Raw genomic sequence first — 12,424 nt, forward strand, 5'->3', positions numbered from 1 at the left:
CGGGCTCGCTGCGGACGAGGAGAGTTGCAAGCGTATCAGGCGATTTCCAGCGAGTGCTTGAAATAGGCGATGGTCTCTTTCAGGCCGTCCTCGAGCGCCACCTTCGGCTCCCAGTTCAGAGCCGCCTTCGCCTTGGTGAGATCGGGCTGGCGCTGGCGCGGATCGTCCTGCGGCAACGGCTTGAACTCCAGCCTGGAGCGCGATCCCGTGAGCTCGATGACCTTCTCGGCGAGTTCGCGGATGGTGAACTCGGAATTGTTGCCGATGTTGATCGGGCCGGTAATGTCTTCGTTCGTCAGCATCAGCCGCATGATCGCCTCGACGAGATCGTCGACATAGCAGAACGAGCGGGTCTGTCCGCCGTCGCCGAACACGCTGATCGGCTCGCCCTTCAGCGCCTGGACGATGAAAGACGACACCACGCGGCCGTCATTGGGCTGCATGCGCGGGCCGTAGGTGTTGAAGATGCGCGCGACCTTGATCGGCAGGCCGTGCTGGCGCCAATAGTCGAAGAACAGCGTCTCGGCGCAGCGCTTGCCCTCGTCGTAGCAGGAGCGGATGCCGATCGGATTGACGTTGCCCCAATAGTCCTCGGTCTGGGGATGGATCAGCGGATCGCCATAGACCTCGCTGGTCGAGGCCTGGAAGATGCGCGCCTTCAGCCGCTTGGCAAGGCCCAGCATGTTGATGGCGCCGTGCACCGAGGTCTTGGTGGTCTGCACGGGGTCGCGCTGGTAGTGGATCGGCGAGGCCGGGCAGGCCAGGTTGAAGATCGCGTCGACCTCGATGTAGAGCGGGAAGGTGACGTCGTGCCTGACCGCCTCGAACAGCGGATTTGCGATCAGATGGGCGATGTTTCGCCGGCTGCCGGTGAAATAATTGTCCGCCGACACCACCTCGGCACCGGCATCGAGCAGCCGTTCGCAGATGTGCGATCCGATGAAGCCGGCGCCTCCGGTGACGAGGATGCGGCTGTTCTTGTAGCTTTCAAACGGCATGATCAGTTCCAGGTTGTCCGCGGCGGGGCGGGCTGAGTGGTATCGGCAACGGCTGGACTCGCCAATAGCCAAGTGGGCTTGGATGCAGGTATTTAAATACCTCTACTGTGCATGGGGTTGTTTTCGCATTTTTGCAGGCGGGGCGGGCGGCGATGCGTCTAGAACTCCCGCCGCTTCAGCCACGCCCGCGCACCCCAATGGGCGAAGCACCAGGCCGATCGGACCAAGGAGAGATGCTCGACATTGCGGTAGATCTGCCAGACCCATTTGGCCGAGCGCATCGGGCGGCTGGAGACCGAGGAGCCCCTGACGCGGTAACGGGCCAGGTCCTCGTTGAGACCGTATGCGGTGTGGCCGCGCTTCAGGATCGAGAGCCACAGGCAGAAATCGTCATAGCCCTCGTTCTTCATCGCGACGGGACCTGCGATCTCGCGGTCGACCATCGCGGTCAGCGTCGCGATCGCGGTGTTCTTCAGGAGCTGCCCATAGCTAAGCGAGGCCGGCACCTCGATCAGGCGCCCGGTGACCGTGTTGGTCTCGTTGATGCGGCGGAACGCGGTGTAGCTGAGCGCGGCCTTCTTCTCCTTCGCGAAGGCGAGCTGCCGTTCGAGCTTCTCGGGCAGCCACAGATCGTCGCTGTCGAGGAAGGCGAGATAGCGGCCCTGCGCGCGGTCGATCGCAGCCTGACGCGCCAGCGCCGGCCCGCCGTTCTTCGGCATCTGGATCAGCTTGACGCGCGGATCGCGCTCGCCGATGTCGGCGATGATCTGCGGTGTCCTGTCGGTCGAGCAGTCGTCGGCGATCAGGAGCTCCCAATCGGCAAAGCTCTGGCTCTGCACCGAGCGGATGGTCTCCTCGATCAGGCCTTCGACGTTCCAGGATGGGGTGATGATCGAGACGAGCGGCATGACGGATCCGTTCAATTCGCGCGGGCGGGCTCAGCGATCGCGGCACGCAAGGAGGCCGCAAACGTGTCGAGCAGCTTGGGATCGCTGATATACAACTCGCCCGGATAAGACCTGCGCCAGGCCGCTTCGAAATAGGGCGCGCCCCTGGCGGGATCAAACGGCCCGGCGGAGAGCGCCTCGCGCAGCCGCGCGGGCACGTCCGCCAGACGGTCGACCGCATGGACCAGCGGGCAGGAGCGATAGAACGCATCGCCCATCACCACCACCGGCTTGCCGAGCAGCAAGGCTTCGGCGCCCGACTTGCTGTTGACGGAGATGACCGCATCGGCGCGGTTGAGTACGGTGTAATTGTTGGTCTGCGGCGGCAGCAGCACGAGATTGTCGAACCGGCGCGCCAGCTCGAACAGGCGGTCGGCCGAGATCGCGCCGATCTGGGCGGGGTGTTCCTTCACCACCAGCACGTGCGAGTCCGGGATCGTCCGCAGCAGGAAGTCGACGGTTGCGACCTGGTCGAGATAGTCGGGCGAGCGCAGCGTCAGCGCCATGTCGGCCGGGACGTGGAACGGATAATAGACGAAGGGCGCCTCGGGGATCGGCTTGTAGAGCTTGCGCAGCCGCGTCGCATTGAGCGCCATCGCGGCGTGCACGCGGGCGTGGCGCAGATTGTGCCCGAACTCCTGGTGTTTGCCGAGCGCGAACTGGTCCCACAGTTTTTCGGTGAGGCGGCGGGCGTTGCGCAGGTTCACGACCTTCTTGAAGGCCGCCGAATAATGATGCTGGTCTTTCTTGGGGATGACGATCGCCCGCTGCGTCAGCGTGTCGTCGAGATAGGCGCGCACCTCCGGTGACACCGCGTCCGCCGCGGTCGGCATCACGTCGGGCGCGCGAAGCGTGTCGGGCGTGAAGTACATGCGGCCGCGAAAGAACGACGGCTCGATGAACCAGTTGCGGATGCTGCGGCGCCTTGCGGCGTAAAAGCTCGCGATCACCGAGAGAAAGCCGCCGAGCTCCTGCACCAGTTCGACGCGCTTGCCTTGCCGCTCCAGTCGGTCGAGCACCGTCTCCATCGCATTGGCGTAGATCATGAAGCGCTGGCGCAGCGCGGCCGTGTCGCGGATGCCGAAGGTAAAGCGCTCATGGCTGAAAAGGAAATTGGTGCCGTCGAGGCCGTAGGCGGCGACGCGCGCGTCGAACGCGCTGCGATCATCGGGCGAGGGGCCGGTCTTGAGGCCTTCGCGGTACATGTTCGTAACAGGCACGCCTTCGGCCGCCGACATCTCGGCGCTGCGATCGTCGAAGGCGAGCAACTCGACATCGTTGCCCGCCGCTCGCAGCCGCTGCGCGACCGGAATCCAGAACCGGGTCTGGTATTCGGCAAGCGTGGTGATGAGAATGGTCTTTGCGGATATGGACATGAGTCTATCGGGCGGGTTCGATGGCAATGCTCGCGAGCGGCAAGCCTGTCGTCGCGCAGTGCGCGCGTCGCGCGGTGAATTGCGACGGGCTCGCGCCGTCATGAGCTGCGATACGCTGCAGCAGCGTCCTGACGAAGACCGGCTCGATCCGCTTGTCGCGCCGGGCGGGATTGAACCGGCTGCGCAGCCGTTCGGTGACGGCCGATCCGAGCACGGCGCTCGCGGCGCCCTTGACGATCTGGCCGAGGCTCGGCTTGTCGCGCGTGCCCTTTACGGTCGCAAGCAACGACAGGTAAGGCCGGCGCGAGCTGCCTGCAGCAGTCAGGACATCGGCGACCCGCTCGGAGGCTTGTCCGTCGTTGAGATGGAAGAAGGCCTCGATATCGGCGGCGTGAACGCGCGCGAAATCGAAGGTCTCGGTCTCGCGCTCGATGTGGTCGATCGCGCCAAGCAGCTCGTCGAACGAAGCGACCGGGCGGCTCACGCGCGCGGGCAGCGCGGCATGGCCGGCGGTGACCTGTGTGTTCAGATATTCGAGCTGCAGCGGCAGCTTTCCGAGCAGGACGGATTCGACGGCCGTGCCGCAGTTGAGATGCACGACCGCGGCCGCATTGCGGATGCGGTCGAGCACGCTGCCGGTGCCGTCGATCAGGACGTTGGCATGGCGCGCGAGCGCGTTGCGATAGACGTCCTCGCTCTCGAAGGGATGCGGGCGCACGAGAATGGTGCGGTCGGACCGCGCGGCGGCGAGCCGGTCGATCTCGGCGAGGTAGTTCGTGAAGACCTGCTTCAGGTCCGCGATGAAGCGGTCGACATAGGCGCCGTCCCAGCCGGCCCGCACCATCGCCTCGCGCTCGCCGCCCGGCTTGCCGGTGAAGCGTGAGTTGACCAGCGGGAAGTTGGCGTTGACGAGCAGATAGCCGCGCGGCTCGCCGTCAAGCAGCGCGCGCCAGCGTGGCGCCGCAAAATCGAAACGCGGGCATCCGGTGAGGTGAAGCTGTTCCGGCTTCATGGTTCCCGCCGCCAGGAAGGCGTCGTGGAGCCGGCTGCCCCAGAAGAAATAGCCTGAGAGGATGTCGGCGTAGCCGCTGCTCTTGATATGCACGGCCATCGCCGGCGGCGAGTTGCCGCCCTTCTCGGCGAGCACGCCGCCTTCGGTGTCGAGGACGTAAAGCGCAAGGCCCGCCTTGGCGAAGCTGCGCATCAGGTCGAGATTGACGGGCCGCGCATAGTTGACGACCAGCGCGTCGAGCTCGAGCCGCGGGACGTCGACAGCCTGCTCATACATCGGCACCAGCACGACCGAGACGCCGCGCCGCGCGAGTTGATAGCCGAGCATGACTGCACCCGGCAGGTCACGCTTGGGGTGATCGACCACCAGGCCTATGCGCAAGATGTAAGCTCCCGGCAGGTCCGTCAGAGCCGCATCACGGTGCGCTCGAGGTCGGTCAGGGCGCCGACCGCGCGGAAGCGCGGGCGCGGTTCGGGGTAGATGCGCGGCTGCTGGATGTAAGTCGCGGTGTAGAGCAGACGGCTGTGGTCGGATTGAATCCGGCTTCCCATGTGCAGGCAGCGGGCGGTGTTGACGATGAAGCAGGACAGGCGGGGCGCGATCATCTCCTTGACCGCATCGGGGCCGGTCTTGGCGAACACCTGGGCGTCGCTCATGTGGCTCTTCAGCGTGTTGCGGAAAGCCTTCGACGGCCCCGCCGGAATGAAGGTGAACGGACCGTCGGCAGTGTCTCGCACGTCGGTCAGGTAGATGAAGAGCTTGCAGACGCGCTTGTCGTCATGATCGAGATGCCAGAGCTGGGAATAGCTCAGCGCCCGGTTCGGCGTCGGCTGGGACAACGTCAGCACCACATCCGACAATTGCGGCAAGTCGTGCATGAAGTCGCCGATGATGCGCAATGCGGCCGGCTGCAATGCGTTGCGGACGAAGGGATGGTCGGTGGCAAAGGCACCGTTGACGAGATCCTCGTCCAGCAGGCTGACCCAGAACGATTTGTGCCGTTCCTTCTGCTGGCCGACGAGCTCGTTGAGGCGGCTCACCTTGCCGTCGGCGAACGATGCAACGGCCTCCGCAAGGCTGCGGTCGACGAGTGCAGTCACGTCGACATAACCGTCCTCGCCGAGCTTGCGGCTCGCCTCAGCCCATTCGGGCTTTGTCGGCAGCTGCTTCAAAAGCGCAACACGTTTGGCGCGCGCCGGCAATTGCAGGCTGGTCAGGGCCGCCTTAAGAACCCACCCGAGATCGGTGCGGTTGACGTGCCACAGCAGGCGGCGAAATTGGCTGATCTTCTGCTTTTTGGGGGCTGGCCGATCGGCCGTCGCGTTGATGGTCGTCATGTGGGCTCCCAGCAATACAAAAAACCATCATTGTGGATCGTCGGCGCGAACGGCATTCGGTCACGCGCCAGGATGCGAACGCGGCCCTGCCGCTCGTAGTCGTCGAGGGTCGAGAACAGCTGCGTCTGGTAGTCGACCGAGCGGATGTAGAGAAAGCTGACGATATCTCGTGGACTTGTGAAGTTCAGAAGCTCGGTCGTCGGCTCGATGTTGATCACGCGCTTCGGCCTTGCCGCGATGATGTTGTCCACGACCTTTCGCACGTCATATGGAATCTGCTCGATGCAGAAATAGGTGAAGACGACCTTGTCCCTGATCGCGGAATAGCTCGGGTCGGTGCCGTCGGTCAGGTCGATCCTGTCGAGCGAAATCCGGTCCGACAGGCCATAATACGCGGCGATTTCGCGGCCGGCTGCGATGCCGTTCGGTGCGATGTCGAATCCGCGCAGCCGCCAATCGGGATGATTGAGGTGAAGCGACAGCAGATTGACGCCACAGCCCGCGCCGAGCTCGATGATGTCCGTGGCGTCCCCCGTGTACCGGGCGAGCAATTCGCCGAGGGCTCTCGCGCGATAGCGATAGTAGTCGTCGGCGGCGACCCTGCAGATCTGATTGTCGACCTTGCGAAGATCACTCGCGGAATTCCTCGGGGCGATGAAGTCGACGATGCTTGCGGACCTCGTCCAGCTTTTTTCCGACAGCGTTCGCTGCCAATGCAACAGATTGTACTCGGAATCCACGACATCAGCGGTGCGCTTCACACGTCGCATGGCGAGGCGGCCGATGCTCTTTGCCGCGTCGAGCGCATAAGTCGCCGCCTTATCCGACAACGATGCCGGAGCGAAACCTGTAGGGACGGCTTTCGTGTCTGTCGCGCGGATGTTCATTCAGCTGCTTTTGGATGTCAGTCCCATCAATTGCCCGACCGCCGGAAATACTGTCCGGTGCCGTTTGTCGAGTACCAGGAAGTATTGGAGCACCCAGGTAATCAGACAGAAAACCATGGAACCGAGCGCGAGCTTTAGCACGCTGTGAAAGCGAATGTAACCTGCAATTGCTGCTAGAAAAATGCTTGCCAACACAAGTATTGCGAACTGGGTTCCAAGCACCTTGGTGAAGCGATTGCGGTCGAGCGCGAGTGCGCTGCGCAATTCTCCAAGTTGCCAGGGCAGGACCGCGATGCTGCCGACGACCTGGCCGAGAATCAGCGCGCGCTCCGCGAACAGATGCAGGGTCGCGGCGGAGACGGCCGCCCAGATCAGGAGCTGAGCAGCCATCAGCTTGTTGAGCCGGGCCTGCACCTCGGGTCGGGTCAGGAAGATCAGGCTCCCGATCGCCACGTATTGCGCGCAGATCGGAACCAGGAAGCTCAGGCCCATCCAGAACGCATAGGGTGCCAGGAGGGAACCAATCCAGATGTTCATGATCTCGGGCGAAAGGATCGCGGTTGCGGCAAGCGGCGGCACCACGAACATCGGCATCATGACGAGGCCGAGGTCGCCGAGGCGCTGGAACGATCCCACGCTGCCGCGCTCATCGAGGCGGCTGGCAACGGGAAGCAGTGCGGAGGTCAGAAGGCTGACAACGACCTTGGAGACCCGGGACAATCGGACCAGTGCATCGTAGGTGCCGACAGCCTTGGGCCCGAACAGCAAGCCGATCAGGAACGGCTGGAGTGGACCGGAAATGCTGCCCAGCAGCTTGCCCTGGAGGAGCAGCGCGCACCGATGCAGAATGTCCTGGCGGATGTCGCGCGTCCAAGGCAGTAACCGCACGTGCTTGTACCGCAGGGCGACGAACGCGGCGATTCCGATGACGACGGCGCGGGCCACCAGCGTGGCGAGATAGATGTAAGCGACCACTTCAAAGCCTGTCGCCATCGAGGCGGCCGCAAATGTCAGTCCGACATACCCCGCCGTCGATGTGACCTCCGCGACGCGGAGCAGGTTGTAGCGCTCGAAGCCCTTGATAATGCCTTCCCATACCAGCGCCGGAACAAAGATCAGGTTCGCGAGGGCCGTGTAATGCATGATCCGGCTGAACGCCTCCAGATGCGCGGCATCGACCTTCATGACGATGACGAGCAAGGGCGTCGCCAGCCAGATCGCCGCGCTCAGGGCCAAAGCGAGCGCGATCGAGACCACTCCCAGGAAAGCGATCTGGCGACCCGCCTGCGTCCAATTGCGGTGCTCGCGCGCGCGCGCCACCACCTGGGTGGCAACCTCGGACAGGCCGAGGTCCAGAACCGCCATCATGCCACTCGGCAGCAGCAATCGCGAGATGACGATCAGTCCGAACTCGGTCACCCCCCAGGTCTGGATGATCAGCGGGATGACCAGAAGGCCAAGCAACGCGGCCACGCCGAAGGCAAGCGCCGAAATCACCGTATTCTGGATCAGGCGCTTGATCATTGGCGTTTCGCTACCATGCGCTCAGCCCGCCATCGACGGCGATGTTCTGGCCGGTCACGTAGGACGCCGCATCGGACACCAGGAACAGCATCGCGCCCACCATCTCGTCGGCACGGGCCATGCGGCCGAGCGGAATGCGGGCACCGTAACGCTGCTTGAAGGTTTCGTTCTGTCCGCTCTCGACGCCGCCCGGGGTCAGCGTATTGACGCGAACGCCCTTCGCCGCCCAGTAGGTCGCAAGGTGCTTGGTCAGGCCGATGACCCCGGCCTTGGACGCCGTGTAGACCGCAGGCGTGTTGATGGCGCGGCCGAGATATTCGGAGCCTTCGTAGATGCGCTGGTCCGGGGCCATCAGTCCGTAGATCGAGGCGGTTTGCACGATGGCGCCATAGCCGCGCTCGGCCATCCGGCCGCCGAACACCTGCGCGACGTTGAACATGCCGTCGAGATTGACCGCCATGATCTCCCGCCAGGTGTCCTGCGAGAATGTCTCGACGGGTGCAAAGAAAGCGTCGAGGTCGCGGGCCTTGCTCGCGGCGTTGTTGAGCAGGATCGAGACCGGTCCGAGGTCGGCTTCGAGCGCATCGGCCGTGGCGCGCACGGAGCCGGGTTGGGTGATGTCGCAGCCATAGCCTTTGGTGCGGATAGAGTGGCGCGAGGCGAGGTCGGCGGCCGCAGCATCGGTCGCGGCTTGATCGAGATCGACGATCGCGACATTGGCGCCGAACTCGGCGAGGCCCTCGGCGAAGCGATGCCCGAGAATGCCGCATCCGCCGGTCACCACCGCGGTGCGGCCGGTCAGATCGAACAGAGCCTTGAAGCTCGTGGTCATCGCTTAAGCTCCCTCAGGCTAGTCGCTGGCGCAGCAACAGTTCCACCAGCGCGAAATCGAGATCGGAATCGATGTCGATCGAACGCTCCTCGGGCATCTCGAACAGGCGCGTGTCCGGATAGAAGACCGCGGGCTGCTCCAGGAACGGCGCAACGCGCCAGACATAGATCGAGGCGTTCATGTCGAAGCAGCGCGGCGCATCCTGCCGTCGCGTGATCGGAGGATCGGCGGATTTGGACAGGCCGACGCTGCCGTCGGTGCGCTGCTCGACCAGGTTGAAATAGGGCGAGCGCCGCGCCGGCGCCCCGGTGATGACGTTGCGGGCGCCGCTCTCGCGCAGCAGCGCCACCGCACCGGTGATGTCGGAGGCGAGCCGGAGCGGCGAGGTGACGTCGAGATCGACGAAGATCTCCGGCGTCGTGCCGGTTTGTGCGATGGCCTGCTCGAGACAATGGCGGATCGCCGGCAGCTTCGGCGCGGTATCGGTCGCCATCTCGTCCGGACGCTTGACCGCGATGTCGGCGCCGGCCTTCATCGCCGCCTCGAGCAGAGCGTCCGAATCGCTGCTGAAGGCGATCGCATCGAACAGTCCGGTCTCGCGCGCCTGCGCGATGCTCCACGCAAGTACGGGCTTGCCGAGGAGATCGCGCGCATTCTTGCCGACAACCCCCTTCGAGCCGCCTCGCGCACAGATGGTGCAGAGAAGGCTCATGGCGATACCCAGGTCTTGCTGCGCAGCGCGCGCTCGCTGGCGTCGATCAAATGCACGACGCCGAGCGCCTCGGGCAGGGAGCAGGCCGGTCTCGCGCCCCGCATCGCCGCGACATGCATGTCGCGATAGCTCTGGTCGCGTTCGCTGGCGATCTCCGTTGCCTTGCCGTTGACGGTCAGGCGGCTGCCGACGAGATCGGCCTCGATGGTGTCGTCGTCGACATTGACGCGGATGCGGCGGACGCCCTGGCGGTCGAGATAATCCATGTGGACGTGGACCGACGGTGCGCGCTGCATGTCGAGCAGCAGGTCGAGATGGTCGTCGACGTCGATATCGCGCGCGCCGGACGCGCCGCCGAGCGCTGCGACGCGGTGCCACGGCCCGAACAGCCACAGCAGATAGTCCAGCTCGTGGCTGAGATCCCTGAGGACGCCGCCGCCGGCGTCCGTCGTCGCGGATGCGGTGGTGCGATGATCGCGGCCGGGCCGCCAGTCCCTGATGTCCTGCCCGACATAGGCGGTGACCGTGATCGCCTCGCGGCCGCGCAGTTGCTCGACCAGAGCCGTCATGACCGGATGGAAGCGCAGATTGTATCCGACGCTGACATGGGCGAACGGATATTTCGGCGGTGCCGCCGCCGTCGCGAACAGCGGCTTCTCGACCAGGACCGCGCCGCGGAAGCCGGCCTGCGCGAGCGCCTGCAGGTCGTCGGCATGACGTGCGGTTTCGGTGGCAATCACCGCGTAGTCCGGATGCGCACCCGCGACGGCCTCTCCGATCGACCCATAGTCGCCGCCCTCTCGGCGGCTCACCGACGCGACCTCAAGGCCAAGCTCGCGCAGGATCCGCGCATGCCTTGTGCCGATCGAGCCGAGACCGATCACGACGGCTTTTGTCGAGGTCACGGGAAGACCTCGTGAAACTCCGCATGGGCCTGCTCGAAATCCTCCAGACGGCCGATGTCGAGCCAGTATTCGCGGATCGGATAGACCGCGACGCGCCCCTCGCCGGCGATCACACGCTCCAGCACGATCGGCATATCGATACTGACGCCGGGGGCGACATGGCGGAAGACGGAGCTTCCAATCACATAGATGCCGGCGCTGACAAACCAGCTTTCGGTCGGCTTCTCGCGAATGGTCTGGAGAAAGCCTTCCGACGTGGAAACCACGCCATAGGGGACGTGCACCTTGTGCTCGCGGACGGCCATCGTCGCTTCCGCCGGTGTTCCGTTGTGGAAGTCGAGAAGCGCGCCGTAGTTGATCGTGGTGAGGATGTCGCCGTTGGTGACGATCATCGGCAGATCCGGCGGCGTCGGAAACAGCCCGAGCGCACCGGCGGTGCCCAGGCGTTCGGTCTCGTGCACGTACTGGATGTTGGCACCGAAGGCGGCGCCGTCGCCGAAGTGACCCTTGATCGTCTCGGCCTTGTAGTTGACCGAGATGTAGATGTTGCAAAAACCCTGCTGCACCACGTTGCGGACGATCGTCTCGAGCAGGGGCCTGCCGCCGACATTGAGCATGGGTTTCGGGACGTCGCGCGTCAGCGCGCCCAGGCGCTCGCCGAGCCCGCCCGCCATGATCAGGACCGGATTGGCATAGTGGCGCGGCTCGAGCAGCTCATCGAGTGTCTCGACCACGACCAGATGGCCGCCCTCGTCGACAAGCGGTAGCTGCTTGATCGACTTGTGCCGCATCAGATGCAGGCGGTCGTCGCGGGACAGCGTCGCCGGAGCCGACACCGGCGTGCGGTTCATGATGTCGGTGGCAAGCCCGCTCAGCGGGATGCCGCGCAGCAGCCCGCGCCTGACGTCGCCGTCGGTGACCACGCCGAGCAGGCGGTTCTGGCCGTCGAGCACCAGCGCAATCTGGATGCTCCCGCTCTCGATCGCGGCAATGGCCTCGCCCACGGTCGCCTGCGTTCCAACGACGGCCTTACGCCAGGATTTCATGGCAATCTGCCTCGTATACGCCGGATATCGGGGGCGGCCCACGGCTGAGCCTGCTATATCGCGGCTGCGAGAGGCGGCGTCAACCCCGCCAGGGGATCCTGCGTTGCCCTTGTTAATTCACGCGTTTTCAGGCCCGGTCCGGCGGTTTGAAGTGCCGTGGCCCGGTCGCTAAGATCGCTGCGGCTTAAGGGAATCGCGATGGACGATCTGATCATCATTGGCGGCGGCGAACATGCCTTCATGGTCTATGAGGCGGCGCTCCTGTCGGGCCAGTTCAACGTCATCGGTTTCCTCGATCGCCAGCCGGGAACACTGGGCGATGCGCGTTATCTCGGAACCGATGATGTTGCGCCGAACTATCCGGATGCCGCCTTCGTGGTCGGGATCGGAGCGATGCAGGCGGGGCCCGCGCGCCGCCAGATGATCGGCCGGATGCAGCTCAAGCGCTGGGCGTCGGTGATCCATCCGCGCGCGTTTGTCTCGCCGTCGGCAACGATCGGCGTGGGCAGCGTCATCATGCCCGGCGCGATCGTCAATGCGCGAAGCATGATCGGCCATCACTGCATCATCAATTCGGGCGTCGTCGTCGAGCACGACGTGCGCGTCGGGCACTACACGCATCTTTCTCCGGGAACGGTGGTCGGCGGCGGCGCGGAGATCGGCGACAACTGCTTTGTCGGGCTCGGCAGCCGTGTCCGCGATCACATCTCCATCGGCAACGATACGCTGGTGGCGATGGGCTCTGTCGTCACGGGTTCATGGCCGCCCGGGTCCGTGCTGCGCGGGGTTCCCGCAAAGCCTCGTCGCTAGAGCATATCCGGAAAAGTGCGCAGCGGTTTTCCGAAAAG

General features: G+C 64.6%; 12 protein-coding genes. 1 reads left to right on the plus strand and 11 read right to left on the minus strand.

The annotated features are described in order from the left end of the window. Nucleotides 1–35: 35 nt before the first annotated feature. The 11 genes from JQ635_RS04075 to JQ635_RS04125 all read right to left on the minus strand — a co-directional run bounded on the left by JQ635_RS04075 (nucleotide 36) and on the right by JQ635_RS04125 (nucleotide 11,576). On the minus strand, nucleotides 36–998 hold the full coding sequence (locus JQ635_RS04075; protein ID WP_211408591.1) for a UDP-glucuronic acid decarboxylase family protein: 963 nt from the start codon (nucleotides 996–998) through the stop codon (nucleotides 36–38). A 158-nt stretch (nucleotides 999–1,156) separates the two neighbouring features. Then, nucleotides 1,157–1,906, minus strand: coding sequence for a glycosyltransferase family 2 protein (locus JQ635_RS04080; protein ID WP_211408592.1), 750 nt, complete (start codon nucleotides 1,904–1,906; stop codon nucleotides 1,157–1,159). An 11-nt stretch (nucleotides 1,907–1,917) separates the two neighbouring features. Continuing rightward, nucleotides 1,918–3,321, minus strand: coding sequence for a capsule biosynthesis protein (locus JQ635_RS04085; protein WP_211408593.1), 1,404 nt, complete (start codon nucleotides 3,319–3,321; stop codon nucleotides 1,918–1,920). 4 nt (nucleotides 3,322–3,325) lie between these two features. Beyond that, entirely contained in the window at nucleotides 3,326–4,714 is a 1,389-nt protein-coding gene (locus tag JQ635_RS04090) for a surface carbohydrate biosynthesis protein (protein WP_211408594.1), read from the minus strand. A gap of 23 nt (nucleotides 4,715–4,737) precedes the next feature. Then, a complete protein-coding gene (locus JQ635_RS04095; RefSeq protein WP_211408595.1) occupies nucleotides 4,738–5,670 on the minus strand; it encodes a hypothetical protein in 933 nt (310 codons plus the stop codon). After that, complete coding sequence (locus JQ635_RS04100; RefSeq protein ID WP_211408596.1) at nucleotides 5,667–6,557, minus strand: class I SAM-dependent methyltransferase; 891 nt, start codon at nucleotides 6,555–6,557, stop codon at nucleotides 5,667–5,669. Before JQ635_RS04100 ends, JQ635_RS04095 begins: the two co-directional genes overlap by 4 nt. Continuing rightward, nucleotides 6,558–8,081 carry an oligosaccharide flippase family protein gene (locus tag JQ635_RS04105; protein ID WP_211408597.1) on the minus strand — a complete coding sequence of 508 codons (1,524 nt, stop codon included), beginning with the start codon at nucleotides 8,079–8,081 and terminating at the stop codon, nucleotides 6,558–6,560. Between the two features lie 10 nt (nucleotides 8,082–8,091). Next, a complete protein-coding gene (locus JQ635_RS04110; protein WP_211408598.1) occupies nucleotides 8,092–8,913 on the minus strand; it encodes an SDR family oxidoreductase in 822 nt (273 codons plus the stop codon). 13 nt (nucleotides 8,914–8,926) lie between these two features. Then, nucleotides 8,927–9,625, minus strand: coding sequence for an acylneuraminate cytidylyltransferase family protein (locus JQ635_RS04115; protein ID WP_211408599.1), 699 nt, complete (start codon nucleotides 9,623–9,625; stop codon nucleotides 8,927–8,929). After that, nucleotides 9,622–10,530 carry a Gfo/Idh/MocA family protein gene (locus JQ635_RS04120; RefSeq protein WP_211408600.1) on the minus strand — a complete coding sequence of 303 codons (909 nt, stop codon included), beginning with the start codon at nucleotides 10,528–10,530 and terminating at the stop codon, nucleotides 9,622–9,624. Before JQ635_RS04120 ends, JQ635_RS04115 begins: the two co-directional genes overlap by 4 nt. Continuing rightward, nucleotides 10,527–11,576, minus strand: a complete 1,050-nt coding sequence (locus JQ635_RS04125) for a nucleotidyltransferase family protein (RefSeq protein ID WP_211408601.1) — start codon at nucleotides 11,574–11,576, stop codon at nucleotides 10,527–10,529. The genes JQ635_RS04120 and JQ635_RS04125 overlap by 4 nt, the downstream gene beginning before the upstream one ends. A 198-nt stretch (nucleotides 11,577–11,774) precedes the next feature. Between JQ635_RS04125 and JQ635_RS04130 the strand changes: the two genes are divergently transcribed. After that, nucleotides 11,775–12,386, plus strand: a complete 612-nt coding sequence (locus JQ635_RS04130; RefSeq protein WP_211408602.1) for an acetyltransferase — start codon at nucleotides 11,775–11,777, stop codon at nucleotides 12,384–12,386. Nucleotides 12,387–12,424 lie beyond the last annotated feature (38 nt).

Source organism: Bradyrhizobium iriomotense, assembly GCF_018130765.1.
Lineage (GTDB): Bacteria > Pseudomonadota > Alphaproteobacteria > Rhizobiales > Xanthobacteraceae > Bradyrhizobium > Bradyrhizobium iriomotense_A.

Excerpts from the sequence above, each read along its gene's own strand:
- JQ635_RS04075 (WP_211408591.1), bottom strand. The coding sequence starts at position 998 with ATGCCGTTTGAAAGCTACAAGAACAGCCGCATCCTCGTCACCGGAGGC.
- JQ635_RS04080 (WP_211408592.1), bottom strand. The coding sequence starts at position 1,906 with ATGCCGCTCGTCTCGATCATCACCCCATCCTGGAACGTCGAAGGCCTG.
- JQ635_RS04085 (WP_211408593.1), bottom strand. The coding sequence starts at position 3,321 with ATGTCCATATCCGCAAAGACCATTCTCATCACCACGCTTGCCGAATAC.
- JQ635_RS04095 (WP_211408595.1), bottom strand. The coding sequence starts at position 5,670 with ATGACGACCATCAACGCGACGGCCGATCGGCCAGCCCCCAAAAAGCAG.
- JQ635_RS04100 (WP_211408596.1), bottom strand. The coding sequence starts at position 6,557 with ATGAACATCCGCGCGACAGACACGAAAGCCGTCCCTACAGGTTTCGCT.
- JQ635_RS04105 (WP_211408597.1), bottom strand. The coding sequence starts at position 8,081 with ATGATCAAGCGCCTGATCCAGAATACGGTGATTTCGGCGCTTGCCTTC.
- JQ635_RS04110 (WP_211408598.1), bottom strand. The coding sequence starts at position 8,913 with ATGACCACGAGCTTCAAGGCTCTGTTCGATCTGACCGGCCGCACCGCG.
- JQ635_RS04115 (WP_211408599.1), bottom strand. The coding sequence starts at position 9,625 with ATGAGCCTTCTCTGCACCATCTGTGCGCGAGGCGGCTCGAAGGGGGTT.
- JQ635_RS04125 (WP_211408601.1), bottom strand. The coding sequence starts at position 11,576 with ATGAAATCCTGGCGTAAGGCCGTCGTTGGAACGCAGGCGACCGTGGGC.
- JQ635_RS04130 (WP_211408602.1), top strand. The coding sequence starts at position 11,775 with ATGGACGATCTGATCATCATTGGCGGCGGCGAACATGCCTTCATGGTC.